Consider the following 23,962-nt stretch of genomic DNA (forward strand, 5'->3'; position numbering starts at 1 on the left):
AATCCGTATCCGGCGAAAAATTTCTTATGAACGAAGCGACCCGCCCCGGTAGAAGGGAAGCTCCACCACCGTCGCCTCCATGCTCACCTTCTCGTGAGTTATGGTTAGGGGCGCGCCGAGGGTGGCCACCGAGGGATTCACGTATCCCATGCCGATGCCGCAACCGAGCATGGGGGAGAAGACGCCGCTGGTGACGGTGCCGACCCGCTCCCCCTCGAAGTGGATTTCATAGTCGTGGCGGGGGGAACGGCGGGAAGTGACGTCGAAGGCCACCTTGAGCCGCTTCACCCCTTCGGCCCGCTGCTTCAGGAGCGCCTCTTTGCCAACGAACGCCTTGTCGAAGTTGACGAAGGCCTCAAGCCCCGCCTCAAGGGGGGTGGTGGCCTCGTCGATGTCGCTCCCGTAGAGGCTGTACCCCATCTCCAGCCGGAGCACATCCCGGGCGCCGAGGCCGGCGGGCTTCACCCGCTCGTCGGAGAGGAACCGGGTCCAGAGCTCCGCGCTCTTTTCCGCCGGAAGGAAGATCTCGTACCCCAACTCGCCGGTGTAGCCGGTGCGGCTCACGATGGCATCAACGCCGAGGACCTTCGTCCGGATGAACTTGAAGTAGGGGATGGCGGCAATCTCCGGGCCAACGACGCCGGAAAGGACCTCGCGGGAGAGGGGCCCCTGGAGGTCCAGCTTGCCAGTTTCAGCCGAAATATCCCGGAACTCCCCGCCGCAGAGCCGGGCAGAGATGGCGGCAAAGTCTTTCTCGATGGTGGCGGCGTTCACCACCACCATGGCCTCGTCATCGGCCAGGCGGAAGACGATGAGGTCGTCAATGACACCGCCGTTTTCGTTCAGGAGGAACCCGTAGCGGGAGCGCCCCACCGGGATCGACTTAACGGAGAAGGTAAAGACGTCTTCAAGCCCCGAGGCGACAATGTCCCCCTTGAAGTGAAACTCTCCCATGTGGCAGATGTCGAAGAGGGCCGCCTTCTCCCGGCACCAACGGTGCTCGGCAATGATCCCCTCGTACTGGATCGGCATGTTCCAGCCGCCGAAGGGGGCCATGAGGGCGTTCAGCTTCTCGTGTTCAGCGCAAAGGGGGGTGTTCTTGAGGGGTTCCATGACTGGTCCTCCGGCGGGGAAATTAAACAAGATACATAAAACTGGACTCTAATTGATTTGCCTGGCTTTGTAAAACACTATTGTACACCACAAAACCAGCGACGCCACCAGGTCAGGCAAGAGAAAATATCGGCGGTTACTCCACCTCCAACTCCTTCACCCGCAGCTCCTCCCCCGACACAACTCTCATGCCGTAGGCGCCACAGGCTGGACAGGGGTCGAAGTAGCCACGAACCGGAAATTCCTTTCCGCAGGAGGTGCATTCCCCACGACCCGGCACCCGCTCGATGACGAGCCGGGCACCCTCCAGGAGCGTATCCCGCGTGCAGGCCTCGAAGCAGAACTCGATCGCATCGGGGACCACGCCGGAGAGGTCGCCGATCTCCAGGGTCACCGCCAGGACCCGCCGCCCCCCGGCACTCTTCTCGCAGATCTCCACCACGCTCTGGGTTATGGACATCTCGTGCATCTGCATCTCCCCTTCCGCAAAGCCCCGAGGGCCGTTTGTGCTTGAACGGGCATGATAGCAGAGCCGCCTCTCCGAGGAAAGAAAGGGATATACTTCCTTACTTCCTTGTCTCCACCGGCATGGGTAAGGTATACTTCCGCGGTATTTCACGCCGTTCTCCCCGAGGTTATCCATGACCCTCAATACCAGGCTGGTTATGATCATGCTGACGCTCCTGGTCATCGCCATCCTCACGCTCTTCTTCCTGAACCAGTACAGCCAGAACGAGATGGTGCAGGAAATCCAGGAAAGCTCCACCATGGTGACCAAGGCCCTCCAGATGAGCATCGAGGACCTCACCTCCGAGTACGAGCCCGACCGGGGCCGCCTCACGGAGTACCTGAAGGAGGCGAAGGTCAAGGGGGTCAAGGAGATCAACATCTTCAGCAACGAGGGGGAGATTATCGACTCTTCGAACCCGGCGAAGATCGGGAAAAAGCGCGAGATCAAGAAGCTTGAGAAGGGTCTCAAGGTTTCCCCGGGGACGAAGACCGATGCCGGGTCGTCGCGGGCCTACGACCTGGTCGTTCCGGTCATCGTCGGCGACGAGCAGCTGGGCTATGTGCAGATTAACCTCCTCCTCGACAACATCCGCACCATCCAGCACGAGAACTTCGTCAACCGGGTGGTGGCCACCTCCCTGGTCTTTCTCCTGGGCATATCCCTTACCATCTTCCTGGCAAAGCGCTACACCGCACCCATCAACCACCTGGCGGACGGGGTGCGGCGGGTGGCCGTCGGGGACCTATCCGTCACGTTCCCGGTAACAACCGGTGATGAAATCGGTGAACTGGCCAAGAACTTCAACGAGATGGTGGAGAAGCTCCGGGAGAGGGAGATCCTCGAAAAGCGCCTCTACGAGGCCGAGCACCTCTCCCGGGTGGGGCAGCTCGCCTCGGGCATTGCCCACGAGATCCGAAACCCCCTCAACTACATCAGCCTCGCCATCGACCACCTGAAGAGCGAGTTTACGGCCGCCTGCCCGGACAAGACGGAGCGGGTCGTCCCCGTGGCCGACAAGATCAAGGAAGAGGTGCGGCGGGCCAACTACATGGTGGTCAACTTCATGAACTTCGGCCGCCCCCTGAAGTTGAGGATAACGGAGATTTCCTACCGAGAGCTTATCGAAAAGGCGTTGCCGCTCCTTGAGGAAAAGCTCGCGGAACAGCGGGTAACGGTGCGCACCGCCATCCCCACCGACCTTCCCGCCATGCGAGTCGACGGGGAGATGCTCCGCAACTGCCTCTTCAACTTCGTCACCAACGCCGCCCAGGCCATGCCCGACGGCGGCACCGTCACCCTCGGCGCCACGTTCGACCGGGAGCAGAATCGCTTCCTCCTCACCTTCAGCGACGAGGGGTGCGGCATTCGGGAGGAGGACCTGGCGAAGGTATTCCAGCCCTGGTACACTACCCGCGAGGCCGGCATCGGCCTGGGCCTTGCCATCACCGAGCGGATCGTCCGGGAGCATGGGGGAGAAATCAGGGTGGCAAGCAGTGCCGGCAAGGGGACGACGTTTACGGTGCTTCTCCCCGGAGGGGAGAAGCCGGGACCGGGGACCAGGGACCGGGGACCAGGAAAAGACTAGAAACAAACGACAGGGATCTAGCATGGGAAGAGGGATTGGGAGCAAAATCAGGTTTTACGTTACTGGTCCCCGGTCCCGGCCTTTGCCGGTCCCTGTCTCCGAAGGAGACCAATGACCGGAACCATTCTCATAGTTGACGACGAGCGGGCACAGCGGGAGATCATCCAGACGATCCTGGAGGGAGAAGGGTACCGCGTGGCAGCGGCTCCCGGAGGGCGCGAGGCCCTGGAGCAGCTCGAAACGAGCGAGTTCGACGTGATCCTCACGGACCTGAAGATGCAGGGGATGTCGGGGATGGAGCTCCTGGAGCGGGTCCTGGAGGCCGACCCCCTCCAGTGCGCCATCATGATGACCGCCCACGGCACCGTCGACTCGGCGGTGGAGGCCATGAAAAAGGGGGCCTTCGATTATCTGGAGAAGCCCCTGGAGCGGGACAACCTCCTCCTCACCCTGCGCCGGGCCTTCGAGCGGGTGAATCTCCTGCGGGAGAACCGGGTCCTCCAGAAGCGGCTCAAGGAGACGAGCAGCATCCCCAACATCATCGGCGAACACCCGAAGATGCGGGAGGTCTTCCGGATCGTCACCAAGATCGCCCCCACCGCCTCAACAGTCCTCATCTACGGCGAGTCGGGGACCGGCAAGGAGCTGGTGGCCAAGGCGATCCACGACGGGAGCCCCCGGAAAGACAAGCCTTTCTTCGCCATAAACTGCGCCGCCATCCCCGAGAGCCTCATGGAGAGCGAGCTCTTCGGCCACGAGAAAGGGGCCTTCACCGGCGCCAGCTCCCGGGAGCTGGGAATTTTCGAGGCGGCCACCGGTGGGACGGTTTTCCTGGACGAAATCGGCGAGATGAGTGTGGCCATGCAGGCAAAGCTCCTGCGGGCCATCCAGTCGAAGGAGATCCGCCGGGTCGGGGGAAAGGTGAACATCCCCGTGGACGTGCGGATCATTTCCGCCACCAACCGGGACCTGGAGGCGGAGATCAAACGGGGGGGCTTCCGGGAGGACCTCTTCTACCGCCTGAACGTGATCCGGATCACTCTCCCCCCCCTGCGGGAGCGGGGGAGCGACATCGCGGCCCTGGCCGACTTCTTCGTGAAAAAGTGCAGCGCCCAGGCGGGAGTCACCGTCAGGGGGATCGCCAAACCGGCCCTGAAGCTCATCATGGACTACAGCTGGCCCGGCAACGTCCGGCAGTTGGAATCGGTCATCGAGCGGGGGGCGCTCATGGCGGAAAGCGACCTGATCCAGCCCGAGGATCTGCCGGCCGAGATCACCGAAGGGCTCTCCCGGGCAGGATGGCTCCCCTTCGAGCTTCCCCCCGACGGAATCCAGTTCGATGAGCTGGAGCGCAACCTCATCATCAAGGCCATGGAACGGGCCGACTGGGTCATCGCCAAGGCGGCCCCGCTTCTGGGCATGAGCTACAAGACGCTTCAGTACCGGCTGGAGAAGTTCGAGATAGGCCGGGACCGGGGAACGGGGAACGGGGACCAGTAAGAACCTTACAATCTTTTCAGCACATACGAAAACGCCATCAACCAGTCAAATACGGAGGATGCAACGACCGACCGTGGATCAAGGGTTTTCCCGGTCCCCGGTCCCCGGTCCCGGAGGTTTCAATGGACTTCACCAAGGGAATGCACCGTTTTACCGTTGTCCCGTCGCTGACCGGCGAACTGGCCAGACTCCAGACCATCGCCTACAACCTCTGGTGGACTTGGGAGCCCGAGGCGGTGGAGCTCTTCAAGCGGCTCGACATCGACCTCTGGCAGCAGACCCGCCACAACCCGGTGGAGATGCTCGGTATCCTCCAGCAGACCACCCTCGACAAGCTCACCACCGACGAGGGATTCATGTCCCAATTGAAACAGGTGGATGAGAAGTTCCGGGAATACCTCTCGGCCAGGACCTGGTTCGAGCGGACCTGCAACGGCGGCAGGCCCATGTCCGTCGCTTACTTCTCCATGGAGTTCGGTATCCACGAGTCGCTCCCCACCTATTCGGGGGGACTCGGAATCCTGGCCGGCGACCACCTGAAGTCGGCCAGCGACCTGGGGATTCCCCTGGTAGGAGTCGGACTCCTCTACCGGCAGGGCTACTTCCGCCAGTACCTGAACATTGAGGGGTGGCAGCAGGAACTCTACCCCGAAAACGACTTCTACAACCTCCCCCTCACCCTGGAGCGGGATGCTTCCGGCGCCCCCCTGGCCGTGGAACTCAACATGCCAAGCCGCAAGGTGACGGCCCACATCTGGCGGGTTCAGGTGGGGCGGGTCCCCCTCTACCTCCTGGACACGAACCTGGAGGAGAACGCCCCCGAGGACCGGGAGATCACGGCCCAGCTCTACGGCGGCGACCTGGAGATGCGGATCCGGCAGGAGATCCTCCTGGGGATCGGCGGCATCCGGGCCCTCCACCTCCTTGGGATCACCCCCAACGTCTGCCACATGAACGAGGGGCACGCGGCGTTTCTGGCCCTGGAGCGGACCCGCCTCCTCATGGAAGAGCACGGCATCCGGTTCGCCGAGGCCATGGAGGCGGTGCGGGCCGGCAACGTTTTCACCACCCACACCCCGGTGGATGCCGGCATCGACCACTTTCCCCCCGATCTCCTAGAGAAGTACCTGGGGCGCTACTACCGCTTCCTGGGCCTCTCCCGGGACGAGTTCCTGGCCTTGGGACGGATCAACCCCAAGAACTCCCACGAAGCGTTCTGCATGGCGGTCCTGGCCCTCAAGCTGGCCGACCATGCCAACGGCGTCTCCCAGCTCCATGGCGAGGTGTCGCGGCTCATGTGGAAGAACCTCTGGCCCGAGCTCCCCGACGAACATATCCCCATCACCTCGGTCACCAACGGAGTCCACACCAAGACCTGGCTCTCCAACGAGATGGCGGGGCTCCTCACCCGGTACCTCGGCAACCGCTGGCGCGAGGACGCCACCGATCCCCTGCTCTGGAAGCGGGTCGCCCACATCCCCGAATCGGAGCTCTGGCGGACCCACGAACGGTGCCGCGAGCGGCTCGTCCTCTTCGCCCGCCGCCGCCTCAAGGACCACCTGAAGCAGGTGGGGGCCACGGCAAAAGAGATCGCCCAGGCCGACGAGGTTCTTGACCCGGAAGCCCTCACCATTGGCTTTGCCCGCCGCTTCGCCACCTACAAGCGAGGGACCCTTCTCTTCCGGGACCTGGCGCGGCTGGAAAAAATCCTGGGGAGCACCGACCGGCCGGTGCAGATCATCTTTGCCGGCAAGGCCCACCCCCACGACACCGAAGGGAAGGAGCTGATCCGGGAGATCTTCCAGCATTCCCTCGACAGTCGGTTCCGGGGACGGATCGTCTTCATCGAGGACTACGACATGGCCGTGGCCCGGCACCTGGTCCAGGGGGTCGACGTCTGGCTCAACACCCCCCGCCGCCCCCTGGAGGCCAGCGGCACCAGCGGCATGAAGGTGGCCTTCAACGGCGGCCTCAACATGAGCATCCTCGACGGCTGGTGGCCCGAGGGGTACCAGGGGAACAATGGCTGGGCCATCGGCAAAGGAGAGGTCTACGACGACCTCGATTACCAGAACGAAGTAGAGGGACGGGCCATCTATGACCTGCTGGAGAAAGAAGTGGTCCCCCTCTTCTACGACCGGGGCCCCGACGGCATCCCCCGCGGCTGGCTCGCCTTCATGAAGGCAAGCCTCCAGACCCTCTGCCCCCTTTTCAGCACCGAGCGGATGGTTCAGGAGTACACCAGGACCATGTACCGTCCCTCCTTCGCCCACTGGGAGATGCTCTCGGCGGACGGCCTGGCCCTGGCAGTGGATCTCGCCGGCTGGAAGGGGGATATCCGCCGCACCTGGCACCAGGTAAGGATTGCGGGGATCGAAGCCAAGACCCCCACCGAGGTCCCGTTGGGGGCGGTAATTCCGGTGACGGTGAACATTATCCTCGGCGACATCCCCCCCGACCAGCTTTCCGCGGATCTCTACTGCGGGGTCCTGGACTCCCGAGGGAACATCGTCGGAGGAGAACTGGTTCCCCTTGCCTGGGAAGAAGCGACAGGGGACGGTGCCCACCGCTTCTACGGCGAGATCGAGAGCCGCTTCTGCGGCAGGCACGGCTTCATGGTGCGGGTCATGCCCCGCCACCCGAAGCTGGGGCCGGTCTACGAGCAGGGAAGTATTGCGTGGGGGTGAAGACCGGGACCGGGGATCGGGGATCGGAAACATCCCGGTCGCGCAGCCTGGGGTCTCTCCCTTCAAGTTTCTGCCGTTTCGGCCGATACGTATGACATGATCATCACCCAGGACATAGCCCGGATCGCCCAGGCCCTCCTCAAAGACACCACCGGTTCCCTGGTGGAGGCCACCTGGCAGTCCCTTACCCCCCTTAACCTCACGCCGGGACAGATGGTCCACGGCGAGGTCATGGCGAACTTCGCCAACAGCCGCTACCTGGTGAGAATCGCCAACGAGCTCCTCCACATGGAGCTTCCCCTCAACCTCCAGCCGGGCCAGGCAGTGGAGCTCACCTACGTCACCGACGAGCCCCGGCTGGTCTTTTCCCTGTCGAAGTCGGGCAATTCCGCGACGCCCGTCCAGATCAGCGACACAGGGCGCTGGCTCAACACCCTGGCCCAGGGGACCGGCGGCACACAGGCCGCGAGCTCTCTCCCCCGCCCTTCCCTCGTAATCTCGGGCCCTCCCCGGGACCCGGCCCTCCTGGCCGAGGGGTTGAAGAACGTCCTCAGCCGGAGCGGAGTCTTCTACGAATCCCACCTGGCCCAGTGGGTGCAGGGGGAATATCCCCTTACCGACCTCCTCCGGGAGCCCCAGGGGCAACTCTCCCCCCTTGCCGGCCGGCTCCCGGCCGAGGGAAACGGGGCAACCACGACACTTCATGGCGTCCGGGTTTCTCCTGGCGAGACGCCACCGGCGCCGGCGCCTCCAGCTGTGACGCCAGGACTACCTCTCGAGGAAGGCGTCACTCCACCCCCCCCACGAACCATCGCGGAGGGGAGTCCGTCCGCACCAGGGAACGCCGCCCCCGACGCGGCACCCCGGCAGGGGGAAACTCCGCCCTCTCCCGACACCCCGAAAGGGGGCCAGACGACCTCAGCAGCGCCCCGAGACCCCCTTCCCCAAACGGCTATTTCGCCCCAGAACCAGCCCCAGGCCCCGGGACGGCCAGGAGCGCCTGCACCTCTCCCTGCGGAGCCTCAGGGAGGCGTGGCCACGACCTCACCAGACCCCGAGACCGTCGACGCACCGCCGGCCGCCCCGCAAAACGCAGCGGCACCGACCGGAGCCCCCCTGCCAAAATCTGTTGGTGAGGTTCCCGGTCAACAGCTTGCAACGACGGTTCTCCAGGGGGGGCAGCCACCTCAACCGCGGGACACCGTTGTCCCGAACCCTACGGAATTCGGGCACCCCGCCCCGGCATCATCACCGGACGCACGCCCCCAGACAGAAGGCCACCCACAGTCCCTCCTTAGGGACGGAGCAGCAGCCACATCCCCCGGCAGGGCGTCCTCTCCTCCCCCCCTCCCCGGAACGCCGGAGGGAGGAGCACGAGTTGTAATTCCCGGAGAGACCGCGCCAACCAGCCGGGGCGCAATGGGCCGGCTGGGGGAGCCACCGCCTCCCGCAGGCATTGAGTCCCAGACCATCCCCATCATCAAGGAGCAGCTCACCACCCTCACCACCGGCGTCTTCACCTGGTTCGGCCAGGCCTGGCCCGGCCAGGACATGGAATGGAAGGTGGAGGAGCGGGAGGCGGAAGGGGGTAAGGGGGAGCGGTCGTGGCTGACCGAGGTGGCCGTGGAGTTGCCAAGCCTGGGGGCTGTCCGGGCAACCCTCCGTGCGGGAAAGGAGGGGATCGGTGTGACCCTGGTTGCGGAAGACGGACGGACGGCGGAGATTCTTGCGGCAGGGCAGAATGGCCTTGATGAGCGGTTCGACGCCGCAGGGCTGCGGCTCGGCGGTTTTACGGTGAGAGATGGATCACAGTGAGCGGGAAAAAAAGGCGGTGGCCCTCTCCTACCGGGAGGGGCAGTATGCGCCGCAGGTGGTGGCAAAGGGGCACGGTGTGACCGCCGAGGCGATCATCGCCTGCGCCCGGGAGGCCGGTGTGTTCGTCCATGAGTCGCCGGCCCTTGTGAGCCAGCTCATGCAGGTGGACATCGACCACTACATCCCCCCCGAACTCTACCGGGCGGTGGCGGAGCTGCTCGCCTGGCTCTACTGGCTGGAGCAGGAGGAGGGACGCGACGGGAAACCGTGACCTGGCGTGAGGCGGTCTTTTGTGTTGCCCGCGAGGGAAAAACCCGTTATTCTTCGGGGTCGTCTCTCACGATTCCAGAAAGAAAGACCGCTCGATGCAACGCATAGTCCTCCTGCTGTTCATACTCGGCACGTCCCTCCTGGCGGCCTGTACCACCATGGTCCCCCGGGAGAAGCTCCCCTACCCTATCACCGACGCCAGCTTCGGCGACCCGGTCAAGGTGGTGACCATTCCGCTGCCGGTCATCGCCACAAGCCCCAACGAGGGGGCCATCCTCGGCGGGCTGACTGCCTTCCTCCTCCATAACGCCCGGGACGAGGTGAACACCCTCATCGCCCCCCAGGTGAACTACAACGCGAACTTCGGCACCACCTTTTCCCTCTACGGCGCCTTCTTTCCGCTCCCCAACCGGAATTGGGAGTTCAACCTCTCCACGTCCACCAAAGTCAACGAGGACTACGAAGTCAGGCTCCGGGACAAGACCTTTCTTGACGGCAAGCTGGAGACCAACGCCTTCATCTACAACTTCACCGACGGCTCGGCCCGGTTCTTTGGCTTCCAGTCGGACAGCAGAAAAGAGGACGAGACCAACTACGCCGACAAGGAATACGGCTTCACCCTGGGGGTCGGCTACGACATCATCGACCACCTCCAACTGGTCGTCGGCGAGCGTTTCCGTCAGGTCTCCATCAGACGCGGCGCCGTTTCAAAACTCCCCTCCATCCGCGACCGCTTCACCGACAGCCAGGTGCCGGGAATCAACGGTTTCACCGCCCATGCCCAGAAGCTCTCCCTCATCTACAACACCCTCGATTCCCGCGACATGCCCACCCGAGGGCTCTACGCCAAGGCAGCCATCGAAGGAAGCGCGGAGTTCCTTGGAAGCGACGCCAGCTACCGCCACTACGAGGCAGAACTCAAAGGGTATTTCCCCCTGAAGGAAGCCCGTTACATCACTGTGGCGCGGGTTGCCTACAACCAGACCCTGGGGAGCGACGTCCCCTTCCTGGAGCGGAGTATCCTCGGCGGCGAGTCCACCCTGCGGGGGTACGGCCGCAACCGCTTCATCGATTCCAGCTACTTCCTCTGCAACCTGGAGGAGCGGATCCGTCTCTTCCGCTGGAGCGTCTTCGACGTAAACACCGACTGGGAAGTGGCTCCCTTCATCGACCTGGGGGCGGTGATGGAGTCCCTGGACAAAACCAGAAGCAAAAACTTCGAGTTCAACCCCGGCATCGGTTTCCGGGCAGTGGTCCGCCCCAACATCGTGGGACGGGTCGACATCGGCGTCGGCAACGACGGGCCAGCGGTCTTCGTGGGGCTGGGGTATCCGTTCTAGACCATCCTCCCACGATCCCGCATAACCGATCCCTGCCGTGTCACCCGCCGCGTCAGCTCGGCATCGACGGCATCAAGCACCTCCCCCTTCCGCAAGGACCAATCCGGCGCCACCAGGTGGTCAGCGGGGGCATCCCCCACAAGGCGATGGATGACGATGCGGGGATCGAGCCGTTCCAGGAAATCGCAGACGATATCCACGTAGGCGTCCCGCTCCAGGCACCGCACCTCTCCCCGCCGGTACATCTCCTCAAGCACTGTCCCCTTCATCACGTGGAGCTGGTGAAGCTTCACCCCCTCCACGCCGAGTCCGTTCAGTATTTCAGCAGTTGCCAGCATCTCCTCCCGCGACTCCCCCGGCAGCCCCAGGATCACATGGGCGCAGACCCGGATTCCCCGCTCCCGGCTCCAGACCACGGCATCGGCAAAGGCGGCGAAGTCATGGCCCCGGTTGATGAGCGCCAAGGTCCGATCCAGGGGGGATTGAAGACCCAACTCCAGCCAGAAGTAGGTGCGGCGGGCATACCCGGCCAGGAGATCGAGAACCTCGGAGGGGAGGCAGTCGGGGCGGGTGCCGACGATGAGGCCAGCCACGTCGGACACTGCCAAGGCCTCTTCGTAGAGGAGGCGGAGCCGCTCCACGGGGGCGTAGGTGTTGGAGTAGGCCTGGAAGTAGGCGAGAAACTTCGCGGCGCCGTAACGGCGGGCGAGGAATTCCTTCCCATGGAGGAGCTGGCGGGTGACGGAGAGCTCGGGCCTGATGCCGAAGGAGCCGGACCCCTTGCCGCCGCAGAAAATGCACCCACCGGTACCGACTGCGCCGTCCCGGTTGGGACAGGTGAAACCGGCATCCACCGAGATCCGCTGGACCCGGCAACCGAATATGTGGCGCAGCTCGTCGGAGAAGGCGGTATAGCGCCGCTCGGTCACTTGACCACCTCGAAAACCTTCAGCTTATCGTTCCACGTATACCCCGCGCCGCTCCAGATGGTCTCGATGGTCTTCCAGTCGAGGCCGAGACCCCTCATCTCTTCGCACAGGTAGTAGGCGGGCATGATCTCGTTGTCGTCAATCCTGCCGTCGCCATTGGTGTCGGCCCAGTGGCGGCCATTGACGACAATCCGCGCCGGACCGCCGATGATCCCCCGGCGGGTTGCCTTCCCGTGGCTCAGGATGACCTCTCCGCCAAAGTCGGCCTGGCTCCCCAGGAGAAGCGTCCGGGGCGCCGTGAGGGTATACGAAATGGTGACAGGACCGGTACCGCCGGGGGGGATGAGCCATTTCACCTCCCGTTCCCCCGCCTCTCCTGCCACCGGGGGATTGGAGGCAACAAACCGCCAGCCGGCAGGAATCCGCTCCTTGACGATGAATCCGCTCTTCTCTCCGTCGCGCCGGTCCACCTTCACCTGAACCGGAACGAGCTGTCCCGGTGCTCCAAAGGGGGGGAGAACCCTGGTCGCCACCAGCTCGGCGGCGCCACGGCGCGAGAGGACGGCCCCCACAATCAAGGCGACCAGGAGGGTGCCAAGGCCCACGGCGAGGACAAGGGGCGCTAGACGCTGTTTCCGCGGCGACAGGAGCACGGGAACGGCTTCCGGCTCCGGTTCCGGCTCGGAAACCGGCTCCGGCTTGAGAATTTCCTCAAGGGAAACCTCCAGGGCCGTTGCCACCTTCTCGGCGTTGTCACGCTTGATGGTGGGGTAGCGGTTGTTCTCCCACCGGGAAATAGTGTCGGTGGTGACTCCCACCACGCTCGCCACGTAGAGCTGGGTCAGTTTCTTGGCTTCGCGTATCCTTTTAATGGCCGTACCGTCGATGGCGACGATCGGGGGCACACTCCGTTCGCGTTCACTCTTTTCGTCCTGGGTTTCCATGGGGTGGCATTGTAGCAGGTTTTCCGAAAGTCACGGAAGCATTTTGCGTTCAGACGCCAGGTGCTCAGCCACGGGCAAGAAACTTGCAGTACTGGATTCCCGTCCCGGGGTAATGCCCTGGGCAAAGCCTTCCTAAGGAGCTGACGCGATGGAACGTAAAATTCATGCCGCAGCTGTGGTGGCCATACTGATCCTCGGTGCCGGAGCCGCCAGCGCCATCGAGACCATTACCTTTCCGAACCGGATCGGCCAGGTGAGCTTCCCCCACAAGAAGCACCAGGATGCCCTGGGCCAGTGCCGGGGATGTCACGAAAAGGGACCGGGAGAGATCGACGGCTTCGACAAGGTGCTGGCCCACGGCAAAGGGTGCAAAGGGTGCCACGAAGCCATGAAGAGGGGACCGGTCCTCTGCAAGGGATGTCACGGAGGTGGCTAACTCGTTGATTTTTTGTCTATGACGACCCGACATCGGGTCACATTCCGGTCGATATCGATACCAGAGGCATGGGATATCCCATACAATGACCCCATGCGGTTACACCACCACACACCGAAAGGAGATGTACCATGAAGCAACTGATTGCAGCAGTAGCCCTCACCATCTTTGCCGCCGGGGCGGCCATGGCGGCCGACACCCTCACCTTCCCCGCCAAGAACGGCAACGTGAGCTTCGGCCACAAGAAGCACCAGCAAGTAGCGGGAAGCTGTAAGGCATGCCACGAAAAGGCCCCCGGCAAGATCGAAGGGTTCGGCAAGGACTGGGCCCACAAGACCTGCAAAGGGTGCCACGAGCAGAAGAAGGCCGGCCCCACCAAGTGCGGTGAGTGCCACAAGAAGTAATCTCTTCGGCCGAATCAGCCGGAACAGGGGGCGGAGCGATCCGCCCCTTTTTTCATTGCCCCCTCCCCCCAAACCCGATATTCTCGACCGGATGAAGCGGTACTTTTCAGAGCAGGCCATCCTCGACATGCGGGCCGCCATCGCGGCGGCGGGGGGAAACGAAGTCTTCTTCCTGGGGCGCACCGACGAAAACCGGATCGTGACCGAGGCGGAGCCCCTGGCCCGGGGGAACCGGGACGCGGTTGCCGCCATCATGATCGCCACCAGCTTCGGCGACGTGGTGATCCACAACCACCCCTCAGGGAACCTTGACCCCTCCCAGGCCGACATCGAGATCGCATCCCTCCTGGGGAACCAGGGAGTCGGCTTTTCCATCGTGGACAACGCCGTGGAGCGGTGCTATCAGGCGGTGGCCCCCTTTGCCCGGCGGGAGACAGAGCGGCTGTCATTCCCCGAGATCGAGCGGATTTTCGCGCCGGCCGGGGTCCTGGCAGCCAATCTCCCCGGTTACGAGCACCGGGAAGAGCAGCTCCGGATGGCCTTTGCCGTCACCGAGGCGTTCAATGACGACCGGGTGGCGGTCATCGAGGCCGGCACCGGCACCGGCAAATCCCTCGCCTATCTCGTCCCGGCGGTGCTCTGGGCCATCCGCAACAAGGAGCGGATCGTCGTCTCCACCAACACCATCAACCTCCAGGAACAGCTCATAAAAAAAGACATTCCCTTCCTCCAGCGCCACGCCGGGGTCCAGTTCCGGGCAGTCCTCGTGAAGGGTCGCTCCAACTACCTCTGCCTCCGGAAACTGGCCGGAGTCAAAAGCGAACCATCCCTCTTCGCCGATGACCCGGCGGCCGGGGAACTGGAGGCGATCATCGCCTGGAGCGAAAAGACGGCCGAGGGATGCCGCAGCGATCTCTCCTTCATCCCCAAGCCGGAGACCTGGGAGGAGGTAGCCTGCGAGGCGGACCAGTGCGGCCGGATCAAGTGCCCCCTTTACGCCCGCTGCTTCTTCTACGGCGCCCGGCGCCAGGCGGCAAGCGCCGATGTCCTCGTGGTGAACCACGCGCTCCTCATGGCCGACGTGGCCCTGCGCCAGGAGACCGGCTACCGCTCCACCGCCATCCTCCCCCCCTTCGAACGGCTCATGGTGGACGAAGGGCACCACCTGGAGGACGTGGCCACCGGGCACCTCTCCTCTCAGGTCTCCCGCCAAGGGATCCTGAAGCTCCTGGGGCGCCTCCAGAATCCGCGCAAAGCCCAGCGGGGGCTCCTGCCCCAGCTCTCGGCCCAGCTCTCCCGGGAGGTGCCGGTGGAGCTGGACGACCTCTACCGGGACCTGGCCGAGCGGCTGGAGGAAAAGCTCATCTCCCGCACCCAGGAGCTGGCAGCCGGGGCGGTGCGGGCCATGGACGCCATCGGCCTCGCCCTCCTCTCCCACCTGAAGGGGAAGGGACCGGAGAACGGGGAAAAGAAGCTCCGGGTCACCCCGTCCCTCTTCGGCTCAAAGCTCTGGCAGGAGACCGACGACGAGGCCCGGGAGCTGGCCGCGGACCTGAACACGTTCGTGCGGGAGCTGAAGGAATTCCTCACCGGGTGCGGACGGCTCCCGGAAGCGGTCCAGGAGAAGCTCTCGGGGCTCCTCGTGGACCTTCGGGGGGTGACGGGGCGCCTCGAAGCCTTGGCCGCGGACCTCCTCTTCTTCATCGGCCGGGACGGCGAAGTCTGCCGCTGGTTCGAGGTGAAAAAAGGGGCCAAGGGGATAGCGGTGAGGCTCTGCGCCTCCCCCCTGGAGGTGGCCGCCTCCCTCAAGCGAACTGTCTTCGACGCCTTCCGGACCGTGGTGGTCACCTCGGCCACCCTGGCGGTGGGGGAAACATTCGACTACCTGGAAGGTCGGACCGGAATCGCCCTTCTGGACCGGGGACGAGTGACGGAGCTCCTCCTCGCATCCCCCTTCGACTACGAGCGCCAGGCCTTCGTCGGTATCCCCGCCGACCTTCCCGAGCCCACGTCAAGGGGGTTCCAGGAGGCCCTGGAGGTGGCCCTCCACCGGGGGCTCGCCATCTCCAACGGCCACGCCTTCGTCCTTTTCACCTCCTACGACCTCCTCTCCCGCATCCACGGCAGGATGGCAGAGGCGCTGCGGCGCCGGGGGCTCACTCCCATGCGCCAGGGGGAGATCAACCGGCACCACCTCCTGGCCCGGTTCCGGAAGGAGCCCAACGCGGTCCTTTTCGGCACCGACTCCTTCTGGGAAGGGGTCGACGTGCAGGGGAAGGCACTGGAGCTGGTGGTCATCACGCGACTCCCCTTCCGGGTACCGACGGAGCCGATTCTGGAGGCACGGGCCGACCACATCGCCCTCCGGGGAGGGGACCCCTTCATGGAGTACACGGTCCCCCAGGCGGTCATCAAGTTCAAGCAGGGATTTGGGAGGCTGATCCGGAGCAGGGAGGACCGGGGAGCGGTCCTGATCCTCGACAGCCGGGTGCTTTCGAAAAACTACGGGCGGTTTTTCCTCCGGTCGCTGCCGCCGGTACGGCTTGCGGACGGCGGCAGCGGGGAGGTCTTCGGGGAGATGGAGCGGTTTTTCAGCTCTTCGCCTTCATGAGCTTCTTCGCGGCGTAGTTAAAGCACTGGAAGTAGGTGAGGTAGGAGAGGAGGAACACGGCCAGGATCATGAACTGGATCTGGGGCGCACTGGGGGCCCTGAGGGTAAAGGTGAAGAAGAAGATGATCAGGGCGCCCTTCAGGATGTCGCTGAAGACCCGCTTGCGCCGCAACGCCTGCTGCTCGTCGGCGGTGAGCCCCGCGGCTGCCGATGATACCTCCCGCCGGGCATCGCCGAGGGCGAACTTGTAAACGGGGTAGAAGAGAATCAGCTGGATCACCACCACCCGGATGATGCTGTTCATGAAGACCTGGGAAGGAACCTTCCCCAGGAGCACGAAGGACATGCCGGCAAGGAGGATCAGGAGAAAAACCTGGACGAATCCGTGGATAACCGTAAGCTTGCGCAACCGGGTAAAATCAAACGTTTGTGCCATGGGAACTCCCCGCCGTAAGATGGATAACGCGTCAAACCGTTGCCACGCACTGTAGCAAATAAAATATCGTTTTACAATAGTGCAGTGCGTTTTGCATTTGTACTCAAGAAAAAAGGCCCCCTCCCCGGGAGCCTTTTTTCGTTCACCGTTACCTCGCGCGCTAAAAAACCTACATGACCTCTGCCACTCCGGCTGAAACATAGGAGCGATACTGCTCGAAGTTCTTGCGGAAACGCTCCACGAGCATAGTTGCGGTTTCGTCGTACTTCGTTTTGTCGACCCAGGTGTTCTTCGGATTGAGGACCTCGGCGGGGACACCGGAGCAGCCGGTGGGGATGTCAAGGCCGAAGAACTGGTCCTTCACGAAGGAACCGGCATTGAGGGTCCCGTCGATGGCGGCGTTGACCAGGGCGCGGGAGTAGGCGATCTTCATGCGGGAGCCGACGCCGTAGGGGCCGCCACTCCAGCCGGTGTTCACGAGCCAGCAGCTGACCCCATGCCGGGCTATTTTCTCACCGAGAAGCTTGGCGTAGACCGACGGGTGGAGCGCCATAAAGGGAGCGCCGAAGCAGGCGGAAAAGGCCGCCTGGGGCTCGGTGATCCCTGCCTCGGTACCGGCCACCTTGGCGGTGTAGCCGGAGAGGAAGTGGTACATGGCCTGGTCAGGGGTGAGCCGGGCAATGGGGGGAAGGACCCCGAAGGCGTCGCAGGTGAGCATGATGATATTGGTCGGATGTCCCCCCATCCCCGATTTCACGATGTTCGGGATGTGGGTGATGGGGTACGAGGCCCGGGTATTCTCGGTGAAGGAGTCGTCGTTCAGGTCGATGCGCCGGCTCACGGTGTCGATGGCCACGTTTTCCAGTATCGTTCCGAAGCGCCGCGTGGTCTGGTAGATCTCCGGCTCGGCCTCGGGAGAGAGGTTGATGATCTTGGCATAGCACCCCCCCTCGAAGTTGAAGACGCCGCTGTTGTCCCAGCCGTGCTCGTCGTCACCGATGAGCCGGCGCCGCGGGTCGGCGGAGAGGGTGGTCTTGCCGGTGCCGGAAAGGCCGAAGAAGACTGCCACGTCGTCTTTCTCTCCCACGTTGGCGGAGCAATGCATGGAGAGGACATTCTTGTGCTGGGGAAGGAGGTAGTTGAGGATGGTGAAGATGGATTTTTTGATCTCGCCGGCATAGCTGGTGCCGCCGATGATGATGAGCCTCTTTTCGAAGTTGACGATGATGAAGGTCTCGGTGTTGGTGCCGTCCACGGAGGGGATTGCGTGGAAAGCGGGGAGGTCGATGACCGTGAAACCCGGCTTGAAGCCGACCAACTCCTCGGGGGTTGCCCGCACGAACATGTTGCGGGCGAAGAGGGAGTGCCAGGCACGCTCAGTGATGACCCTGACCGGAAGCCGGTGGTCGGGGCTGCACCCCGCAAAGCACTCCTGAACGAAAATGTCCTTGCCATGGAGATAGGCCAGCATCCGGCCGAAGAGGGCGTCGAATTTGGCGGAGTCGAAGGGCTGGTTCACTTTGCCCCAGGCGATGTGGTCGTTGCTGGAGGGCTCATCGACAATGAACTTCTCGTTGGCTGCCCGGCCGGTGTAATGGCCGGTCTTCACCGCAACGGCGCCCAGATGGGTCACGAGCCCCTCGCCCCGCTTCACGATCTGCTCGTAGAGCACGGCGGTCGGGGGGGTCCAGTAGATGAGGTTCGCGTTGGTAATCCCATGCTCCTCGAGCCCGGTGCCTCTGGTTATGTCGTTCAGTCTCACGGTCGTCACCTCCATGGGGGATTAGGTTTTGCCCAGATAGAGAAACTGACACCTTTACTAGCACAAGAAAATATCAAGCACCAGTAAAAACCAGAAAAACCGGCACGTTAGAAGGGGGAAAACGCTTCCCGGTGAACGTGCGCCTCGCATTGACAGCAGTATCGGCGTTGCTACAATTGGGGACATCGGGAATTTCAAAGGAGGGAAATGTCAATGGCACGAAGACCATGGGTGGATCAGGAAGCGTGCATAAGCTGCGGACTCTGCGTGTCGGTCTGCCCCGGCGTATTCCGGTTCGCCGAGAACGGCAAATCGGAGGCCTACGATCCGGCAGGGGCCTCGGAGCAGGAAATCCAGCAGGCCATCGATGGCTGTCCGGTCCAGGCAATCAGTTGGAAGGAGTAGCCGCAGCAAAACAAAAAAGAGAGGAGACTGAACACCATGCAATCATGGAGATGCACCATCTGCCAGTACATTTACGACCCGGCAGCAGGGGACCCGGAAAACGGCATCGCCCCGGGAACTCCCTTTGAAGATCTGCCCGACAGCTGGGTCTGCCCCCTCTGCGGAGCGGGCAAGGAGATGTTCGAGGAAGTTTGACGACGTACCGGCAATGCCGGTCCGCTCGGGAAGAAGCCTCTCCTCACGGGGAGGCTTCTTCTATTTCCCCTTTTTCCCGGCCTTGATGATATCGATCTCGGGTTCTCCCTTCACGATCCGAACACGCCAGACGAGACCGCACTCACCGCACTCCTTGACGGGAGACTCCTCTGCAGAGAACCCCTCGGAATGAATATCGATCTCCACCGAAGTTCTATTGCCGCAATTGGGGCATTTCATCGTTCTTTCTCCTTTTTGCCGGATCTCCCCGCAGGCAGAGAGCGTGGCTCGTTCACCACAGCACAGTATAGCAGGAGGTGAGAAAAAGTCAGGGCGTCACACAAAATTTCATTAACCGAGTACGGCGAGGCATTCATCAATCACAGCAAGGAACTCCTCCAGGTCGGAACGCTGCATATCCCCCATATGGGGAATCCGGAAGGTCTTCCCCTTGATCTTGCCGTAGCCGTCGTCAAAGGCGAAGCCCCGCTCGCCAAGCATCTTTTTGAGGCTAGCAAGATCGGTGCCACGGGAGTTTACGGCACAGGTAAGGGTCATGGAACGGTAGGCCTCCTCGGCGAAGAAACCGTACCCGCGGTCCGACACCCAGCCCCGCACGAAGTCGGCCAGGGCCCGATGCCTGGCCCAGCGTTGTTCGAACCCCTCGGCGAACATCCGCTCCAGCTGCTTGTCCATGGCGTAGATCAGCGAAATGCACGGGGTGGAGGGCGTATTGTTCTTGGCGTCGCTTGCCTCGAATTCGAGGAAATCGAAGTAGTAGCCGCGCCCCTCGACGGTGCGGGCCCGGGCCAGCGCTTTTTCGCTCGCCGTAAAAACGGCAAGGCCGGGAGGAAGCGCGAAGGCCTTCTGGACGCCGAAAATGCAGCAGTCGATGCCGAGTTCATCCACCGGAATCGGGAGGGCGCTCATGGAAGAGACGGTGTCGATGATGGAGACCACATCAGGGTACTTTCGAAGCACCGCGGCGATCTCCGGCAGGGGGGACATGACGCCGGTTGATGTTTCGTTGTGGATAAGGGTAAGGCTGTCGTATTTTCCCGTGGCCAGTGCCTCGTCAACCAGTTCCGCGGTAATCGGCTTTCCCCATTCCACCTTGACCGCATCGGCCTCTTTGCCGCAACGACGCGTCACATCGTGCCACTTGTCGGAAAAAGCGCCGTTGCAGAAATTGACGCAGCGCCCTGCCACCAGGTTGCGCACCGCCCCTTCCATGGCGCCGAAGGCGCTGGAAGTCGAGAGAAAAACCTTCGCCTCGGTTGCGAGGAGCTTTTTGAGCCCCGTCGTCACCCTGCCGTGGAGAGTTGCGTACTCCGCCATCCGGTGGCCGACCATGGGGGTCGCCATTGCCTGAAGGATATCGGGATGGACCTCAACCGGTCCGGGGATAAAAAGCTTCTTTGCCATAAAGTCTCCTCGGGAAGAAGGAATCGAAACTGATACGGGGGATACGGGCCTTGCAAAGCGCCCATTCACGGTGCTATCGAGAGCTTAATAAATTAGCAAAATCCGCCCAAACTGTCAAGGGAGGCACCACACAGCAAACCACCATTTTAAGAATTCACTCATAAGCCAGACCCTCCATTCGATTTCATGCTTCCCCGGTCCGGCAAGGCTTTTATTCAAAACAATTTTTTTAGGTTTGACAAACTGCCAAGTCTGACGGTAAGTTTAAGAGCTTTGGATTCGGTGGTGTCAATACGACAACCCATTCCACAACAAAAAAGTGTTTTATTTGGAGGAAAAGGTATGGCTTTGCGCAAGACGGCAGGTTATCTCTGGAACCCGATCAGCCTCATCGGTCTGCTCCTGGCGTTCGTGGGAACCGGTCTCATCATCGCGTTCCTCGCGATGGAGATGATCACCGGGGTCGAACACCCCTACATCGGACTTCTGACCTACTTTGCCTTCCCGGGGATGCTCATCTTCGGGCTCATCCTGGTCCCGGTCGGCGCGTGGATGGTCCGGAACCGTCGGCGCAAGGAGGAGGAAGATATCCCCCCCTACCCCCGGATGGATTTCAACGATCCCCACAAGCGCCGCCTCTTCATCTTCTTCGTCCTGGCAAGCGTCATCTTCGTCCTGATCGTTTCGGTGGCGTCGATCCTCGGCTTCGAGTTCACCGAGTCGACCACCTTCTGCGGCGAACTCTGCCACACGGTCATGACTCCCGAGCACACGGCCTGGAAGAACTCTCCCCATGCACGGGTGAAATGCGTCGAGTGTCACGTGGGCCCCGGCGCCGAATGGTACGTCAAAGCGAAGATCTCCGGCCTGCGCCAAGTATGGGCCGTTGCGACCCACAGCTATCCGACCCCCATCGAGACCCCCATCGAGAACCTCCGCCCGGCGCGGGACACCTGTGAACACTGCCACTGGCCCGAGAAGTTCTATTCCGGTCGCCAGAAGATCTTCTATCACTATGCACCCAACAAGGAGAACACCCCCCGCGAGATCAACATGCTGATCAACATCGGTGGCGCTCCCAAATCGCCCCATGCCAAGGGTATCCACTGGCACATCGGCACCGAGGTCTACTACATCTCCCGGGACAAGAAGCGCCTCGACATCCCCTACATCGCGGTCAAGCAAAAGGACGGCTCCTTCGTGGAGTACATGAGCACCGAGACCCCCTTGACCAGGGACGAGATCGCCAAGGCCAAGAAGCGGCTCATGGACTGCACCGACTGCCACAACCGGCCGACCCACATCTACAAGTCGCCGGGGCAAGAGATGGACGAGCACATCGTCTCCGGGCTCATCGACCCGGCGCTCCCGTACATCAAGAAAATTGGCGTTGAACTTCTGGAGAAACCCTATAAGACCCAGCAAGAGGCCTTTACCGCCATCGCGGCGAAGCTCCCCGAGTACTACGCCACCAATTACCCGGAGGTCAGCAAGACCAAGGCCGCGGCCATCAACCAGGCGGTGACCCAGGTGAAGGATATCTACTCACGGAACTTCTTCCCCGAGATGAAGGTCTCCTGGAACACCTACCCGAACCACATCGGCCACTTCTACACCCCCGGCTGCTTCCGCTGCCACGACGGCAAGCACAAGTCCATCGACGGGAAGAAAACCATCTCCAAGGACTGCAACATGTGCCACACCATGATCAGCCAGACCCAGGAGAACATTCCGGCCGGCAAGCAGGTGAAGGACTTTGTTCACCCGGTGGATATCGGGGATGAAATCCACAAGACCAACTGCAGCGACTGCCACATGTCAGGCGGCGAAGACGTGCCGGGTGGCGGAAAGCACTAGGCACTCACTGATTTCGCTGAACAAAAAAATCCCCCCGGAGGTCAGCCACCGGGGGGATTTTTTTGTTCAGTATCCTGTTGAGCGGCCGGGAGCTACAATTCCTCGAAAACGTCCTCGTCCTTTGTTTCTTCTGTCTCCTCCGGCTCAAAATCCTCATCCATGACATGGTCGAGAAATTTCCGGTTGTTCTCGATGACCTTCCGGATCTCCCTGCTCAATTCGTCCAACTCGTTGCGCTCGTCACCCATCTCCTTACCCCCGCCTATTGTCCGCACATGTGCGATAGAGTTCCTCGTACTTGCCGGCGGCACTGCGCCAGGAAACGTCACGGAGCATACCACGCCGCATGATCTTGCGCCACCCCTCCCGGTCCCGGTAGGCGGCCAGCGCCCGCTGGACAGCGTCCCAGCACGCATCGGCACTGAACTCCGTGAAGGAGAAGCCGTTCCCTTCCCGGGGATTGGCGGTGACATCGATGACCGTGTCGGCAAGTCCGCCGGTCCTTCGCACGATCGGCACCGTGCCGTAGCTGAGGGCAATGAGCTGGCTCAGGCCGCAGGGCTCGAATCGCGAGGGCATGAGAAACATGTCGCATCCGGCATAGATCTTTGGCGCCAGGGGCTCCTTGAAGCCGAGGTTGATGGAGACGTTCTTCACCCCCTTGTTCCTGAATTCATGGAGCTGATGCATGAGGCGGAGGTCGCCGGTGCCAAGAATCACCAACTGCAGCTCTTCGGCGGCAAACCGGGGAAGGAGGTCGATGACCAGGTCGATCCCCTTCTGCTCCACAATCCGTCCCACCATGCCGATGATGGGGATCGACGCTCCCGCCTTGAGCCCCAGTTCCCGTTGGAGCTCCCGCTTGTCAGCCCCCTTTCCCGCCAGGGACTTGGACGAGTAGTTCCGGAAAATGCGCCGATCCAGGGATGGGTTCCACTCTTCCGAGTCGAGACCGTTGAGGATGCCGGCAAGGTCGGCCTGACGGCGCTCGAGCACCCCTTCAAGCCCGCATCCCTGGCCAGGGCTCAGTATCTCGTGGCAGTAGGTTTCCGAAACGGTCGTGATGGCGTCGGCGGCAAGGATCGCCCCTTTCAGGAGGTTGATGCGGCCGTAGAATTCAATCCGGTCCACGGAGAAGAGGGACGGGTCGAGCCCCGTCTGCGCCAGGGCGTCAGCGGGGAACACCCCCTGGTAGGCCAGGTTGTGGATGGTAAAGATGACTGCCGTGCGGTTGAAGAACGGGTCATGGCCCAGTTCGTATTTCAGGATGATGGGAATGAGGGCCGACTGCCAGTCGTGGCAATGGATCACGTCGGGGCGGAAGTCCATCCGCTTCAGGAACTGGAGCACGCTGCGGCAAAAGAAGGCGAAGCGCAGGGGATTATCGGGATAGTCCCCCTCGGGGGGGCCATAGAGGTGGTCCCGCCCGAAGAGATCGCGGTTTTCAACCAGGTAGACCGGCACCTCCCCCAAGGCAGTCTGGCGCAGGTACCCCTTGTGGAGCTCCCCCCCCAACGCCACCTCCGCACTCTTACGGGCCTTGCGCACCGGGAGATTCCCCGACGACACCTCCTTGTAGAAGGGGATGGCAACGCGGACATCGTGCCCCATCCGCCGGAGCTCCTTGGGGAGAGCAGCGACCACGTCCGCCAGACCGCCGGTCTTGGCAAGGGGGGCAACCTCGGATGCAACCTGCAGGATTTTCATTATCGGGCCTCGCAGCGGCTCAGAGTCGAT

Annotated in this window: 22 protein-coding genes; 12 read left to right on the forward strand and 10 right to left on the reverse strand. The window is 62.5% G+C overall.

The genetic code is table 11. From position 1 onward, the window contains the following. Nucleotides 1-24: 24 nt before the first annotated feature. Both gcvT and hypA read right to left on the reverse strand, forming a co-directional pair. Nucleotides 25-1,113 carry a glycine cleavage system aminomethyltransferase GcvT gene (gene gcvT / locus GMET_RS15810; protein ID WP_004513871.1) on the reverse strand — a complete coding sequence of 363 codons (1,089 nt, stop codon included), beginning with the start codon at nt 1,111-1,113 and terminating at the stop codon, nt 25-27. 136 nt (nt 1,114-1,249) lie between these two features. Next, nucleotides 1,250-1,582, reverse strand: coding sequence for a hydrogenase maturation nickel metallochaperone HypA (gene hypA, locus GMET_RS15815; RefSeq protein ID WP_004513872.1), 333 nt, complete (start codon nt 1,580-1,582; stop codon nt 1,250-1,252). 172 nt (nt 1,583-1,754) lie between these two features. On the opposite strand from hypA, the gene GMET_RS15820 reads away from it, so the two are divergent. The 6 genes from GMET_RS15820 (at nt 1,755) to GMET_RS15845 (ending at nt 10,821) form a co-directional block, all read left to right on the forward strand. Continuing rightward, the gene (locus tag GMET_RS15820) at nt 1,755-3,209 is read left to right on the forward strand and encodes a sensor histidine kinase (protein ID WP_004513873.1); all 1,455 of its coding nucleotides are present in this window, start codon (nt 1,755-1,757) and stop codon (nt 3,207-3,209) included. Nucleotides 3,210-3,320: 111 nt separating this feature from the next. Then, nucleotides 3,321-4,709: a sigma-54-dependent transcriptional regulator gene (locus GMET_RS15825; RefSeq protein WP_011366154.1), complete on the forward strand. Its 1,389-nt coding sequence runs from the start codon at nt 3,321-3,323 to the stop codon at nt 4,707-4,709. Nucleotides 4,710-4,831: 122 nt separating this feature from the next. Next, nucleotides 4,832-7,396 (forward strand): glycosyltransferase family 1 protein, encoded by a 2,565-nt coding sequence (locus GMET_RS15830; RefSeq protein ID WP_004513875.1) that lies wholly within the window; start codon nt 4,832-4,834, stop codon nt 7,394-7,396. A 96-nt stretch (nt 7,397-7,492) separates the two neighbouring features. Beyond that, nucleotides 7,493-9,211, forward strand: coding sequence for a flagellar hook-length control protein FliK (locus GMET_RS15835; protein ID WP_004513876.1), 1,719 nt, complete (start codon nt 7,493-7,495; stop codon nt 9,209-9,211). After that, a complete protein-coding gene (locus tag GMET_RS15840) occupies nt 9,198-9,482 on the forward strand; it encodes an EscU/YscU/HrcU family type III secretion system export apparatus switch protein (RefSeq protein ID WP_004513877.1) in 285 nt (94 codons plus the stop codon). The genes GMET_RS15835 and GMET_RS15840 overlap by 14 nt, the downstream gene beginning before the upstream one ends. Nucleotides 9,483-9,576: 94 nt before the next feature. Beyond that, nucleotides 9,577-10,821 (forward strand): BamA/TamA family outer membrane protein, encoded by a 1,245-nt coding sequence (locus GMET_RS15845; RefSeq protein WP_004513878.1) that lies wholly within the window; start codon nt 9,577-9,579, stop codon nt 10,819-10,821. Here GMET_RS15845 and GMET_RS15850 read toward each other — a convergent pair. Then, nucleotides 10,818-11,750, reverse strand: a complete 933-nt coding sequence (locus GMET_RS15850; RefSeq protein ID WP_004513879.1) for a TIGR01212 family radical SAM protein — start codon at nt 11,748-11,750, stop codon at nt 10,818-10,820. The two genes, GMET_RS15845 and GMET_RS15850, sit on opposite strands and share 4 nt — an antisense overlap. Continuing rightward, nucleotides 11,747-12,694 carry a helix-turn-helix transcriptional regulator gene (locus GMET_RS15855; protein ID WP_004513880.1) on the reverse strand — a complete coding sequence of 316 codons (948 nt, stop codon included), beginning with the start codon at nt 12,692-12,694 and terminating at the stop codon, nt 11,747-11,749. Before GMET_RS15855 ends, GMET_RS15850 begins: the two co-directional genes overlap by 4 nt. Nucleotides 12,695-12,842: 148 nt before the next feature. Between GMET_RS15855 and GMET_RS15860 the strand changes: the two genes are divergently transcribed. The 3 genes from GMET_RS15860 (at nt 12,843) to GMET_RS15870 (ending at nt 16,145) form a co-directional block, all read left to right on the forward strand. After that, nucleotides 12,843-13,130: a cytochrome c3 family protein gene (locus tag GMET_RS15860; RefSeq protein ID WP_004513881.1), complete on the forward strand. Its 288-nt coding sequence runs from the start codon at nt 12,843-12,845 to the stop codon at nt 13,128-13,130. Nucleotides 13,131-13,261: 131 nt separating this feature from the next. After that, on the forward strand, nt 13,262-13,534 hold the full coding sequence (locus GMET_RS15865; protein WP_004513882.1) for a cytochrome c7: 273 nt from the start codon (nt 13,262-13,264) through the stop codon (nt 13,532-13,534). A gap of 91 nt (nt 13,535-13,625) precedes the next feature. After that, a complete protein-coding gene (locus tag GMET_RS15870; protein WP_004513883.1) occupies nt 13,626-16,145 on the forward strand; it encodes a helicase C-terminal domain-containing protein in 2,520 nt (839 codons plus the stop codon). Here GMET_RS15870 and GMET_RS15875 read toward each other — a convergent pair. Both GMET_RS15875 and pckA read right to left on the reverse strand, forming a co-directional pair. Beyond that, the gene (locus GMET_RS15875) at nt 16,126-16,581 is read right to left on the reverse strand and encodes a hypothetical protein (protein ID WP_004513884.1); all 456 of its coding nucleotides are present in this window, start codon (nt 16,579-16,581) and stop codon (nt 16,126-16,128) included. The two genes, GMET_RS15870 and GMET_RS15875, sit on opposite strands and share 20 nt — an antisense overlap. 169 nt (nt 16,582-16,750) lie before the next feature. Further along, nucleotides 16,751-18,343 (reverse strand): phosphoenolpyruvate carboxykinase (ATP), encoded by a 1,593-nt coding sequence (gene pckA / locus GMET_RS15880; protein ID WP_004513885.1) that lies wholly within the window; start codon nt 18,341-18,343, stop codon nt 16,751-16,753. A 213-nt stretch (nt 18,344-18,556) separates the two neighbouring features. Here pckA and GMET_RS15885 point away from each other — a divergent pair, with 213 nt between their 5' ends. Together GMET_RS15885 and rd are read left to right on the forward strand one after the other, a co-directional pair. Further along, the gene (locus GMET_RS15885; RefSeq protein ID WP_004513886.1) at nt 18,557-18,748 is read left to right on the forward strand and encodes a ferredoxin; all 192 of its coding nucleotides are present in this window, start codon (nt 18,557-18,559) and stop codon (nt 18,746-18,748) included. Nucleotides 18,749-18,784: 36 nt separating this feature from the next. Continuing rightward, nucleotides 18,785-18,943 (forward strand): rubredoxin, encoded by a 159-nt coding sequence (gene rd / locus GMET_RS15890; RefSeq protein WP_004513887.1) that lies wholly within the window; start codon nt 18,785-18,787, stop codon nt 18,941-18,943. A gap of 60 nt (nt 18,944-19,003) precedes the next feature. Here the strand turns inward: rd and GMET_RS15895 are convergent, their stop codons facing one another. Both GMET_RS15895 and GMET_RS15900 read right to left on the reverse strand, forming a co-directional pair. Continuing rightward, nucleotides 19,004-19,183: a hypothetical protein gene (locus GMET_RS15895; RefSeq protein ID WP_004513888.1), complete on the reverse strand. Its 180-nt coding sequence runs from the start codon at nt 19,181-19,183 to the stop codon at nt 19,004-19,006. Nucleotides 19,184-19,294: 111 nt separating this feature from the next. Next, nucleotides 19,295-20,368: a pyridoxal-phosphate-dependent aminotransferase family protein gene (locus GMET_RS15900; RefSeq protein WP_004513889.1), complete on the reverse strand. Its 1,074-nt coding sequence runs from the start codon at nt 20,366-20,368 to the stop codon at nt 19,295-19,297. A gap of 342 nt (nt 20,369-20,710) precedes the next feature. On the opposite strand from GMET_RS15900, the gene GMET_RS15905 reads away from it, so the two are divergent. Continuing rightward, a complete protein-coding gene (locus GMET_RS15905) occupies nt 20,711-22,225 on the forward strand; it encodes a cytochrome c3 family protein (RefSeq protein ID WP_004513890.1) in 1,515 nt (504 codons plus the stop codon). A gap of 92 nt (nt 22,226-22,317) precedes the next feature. Here GMET_RS15905 and GMET_RS18880 read toward each other — a convergent pair whose 3' ends face one another. Together GMET_RS18880 and glgA are read right to left on the reverse strand one after the other, a co-directional pair. Continuing rightward, nucleotides 22,318-22,473 carry a hypothetical protein gene (locus GMET_RS18880; protein WP_004513891.1) on the reverse strand — a complete coding sequence of 52 codons (156 nt, stop codon included), beginning with the start codon at nt 22,471-22,473 and terminating at the stop codon, nt 22,318-22,320. Between the two features lie 4 nt (nt 22,474-22,477). Continuing rightward, the gene (gene glgA / locus GMET_RS15910; RefSeq protein WP_004513892.1) at nt 22,478-23,932 is read right to left on the reverse strand and encodes a glycogen synthase GlgA; all 1,455 of its coding nucleotides are present in this window, start codon (nt 23,930-23,932) and stop codon (nt 22,478-22,480) included. Nucleotides 23,933-23,962 lie beyond the last annotated feature (30 nt).

This window comes from Geobacter metallireducens GS-15, from assembly GCF_000012925.1.
Lineage (GTDB): Bacteria > Desulfobacterota > Desulfuromonadia > Geobacterales > Geobacteraceae > Geobacter > Geobacter metallireducens.

Coding starts and splice junctions, on each gene's coding strand:
- glgA (WP_004513892.1), bottom strand. CDS start 23,932: ATGAAAATCCTGCAGGTTGCATCCGAGGTTGCCCCCCTTGCCAAGACC.
- GMET_RS15855 (WP_004513880.1), bottom strand. CDS start 12,694: ATGGAAACCCAGGACGAAAAGAGTGAACGCGAACGGAGTGTGCCCCCG.
- gcvT (WP_004513871.1), bottom strand. CDS start 1,113: ATGGAACCCCTCAAGAACACCCCCCTTTGCGCTGAACACGAGAAGCTG.
- GMET_RS15845 (WP_004513878.1), top strand. CDS start 9,577: ATGCAACGCATAGTCCTCCTGCTGTTCATACTCGGCACGTCCCTCCTG.
- GMET_RS15870 (WP_004513883.1), top strand. CDS start 13,626: ATGAAGCGGTACTTTTCAGAGCAGGCCATCCTCGACATGCGGGCCGCC.
- GMET_RS18880 (WP_004513891.1), bottom strand. CDS start 22,473: ATGGGTGACGAGCGCAACGAGTTGGACGAATTGAGCAGGGAGATCCGG.
- GMET_RS15905 (WP_004513890.1), top strand. CDS start 20,711: ATGGCTTTGCGCAAGACGGCAGGTTATCTCTGGAACCCGATCAGCCTC.
- GMET_RS15820 (WP_004513873.1), top strand. CDS start 1,755: ATGACCCTCAATACCAGGCTGGTTATGATCATGCTGACGCTCCTGGTC.
- GMET_RS15865 (WP_004513882.1), top strand. CDS start 13,262: ATGAAGCAACTGATTGCAGCAGTAGCCCTCACCATCTTTGCCGCCGGG.
- hypA (WP_004513872.1), bottom strand. CDS start 1,582: ATGCACGAGATGTCCATAACCCAGAGCGTGGTGGAGATCTGCGAGAAG.
- GMET_RS15895 (WP_004513888.1), bottom strand. CDS start 19,183: ATGAAATGCCCCAATTGCGGCAATAGAACTTCGGTGGAGATCGATATT.
- GMET_RS15825 (WP_011366154.1), top strand. CDS start 3,321: ATGACCGGAACCATTCTCATAGTTGACGACGAGCGGGCACAGCGGGAG.
- GMET_RS15835 (WP_004513876.1), top strand. CDS start 7,493: ATGATCATCACCCAGGACATAGCCCGGATCGCCCAGGCCCTCCTCAAA.
- GMET_RS15875 (WP_004513884.1), bottom strand. CDS start 16,581: ATGGCACAAACGTTTGATTTTACCCGGTTGCGCAAGCTTACGGTTATC.
- GMET_RS15860 (WP_004513881.1), top strand. CDS start 12,843: ATGGAACGTAAAATTCATGCCGCAGCTGTGGTGGCCATACTGATCCTC.
- GMET_RS15830 (WP_004513875.1), top strand. CDS start 4,832: ATGGACTTCACCAAGGGAATGCACCGTTTTACCGTTGTCCCGTCGCTG.
- rd (WP_004513887.1), top strand. CDS start 18,785: ATGCAATCATGGAGATGCACCATCTGCCAGTACATTTACGACCCGGCA.
- GMET_RS15840 (WP_004513877.1), top strand. CDS start 9,198: ATGGATCACAGTGAGCGGGAAAAAAAGGCGGTGGCCCTCTCCTACCGG.
- GMET_RS15900 (WP_004513889.1), bottom strand. CDS start 20,368: ATGGCAAAGAAGCTTTTTATCCCCGGACCGGTTGAGGTCCATCCCGAT.
- GMET_RS15885 (WP_004513886.1), top strand. CDS start 18,557: ATGGCACGAAGACCATGGGTGGATCAGGAAGCGTGCATAAGCTGCGGA.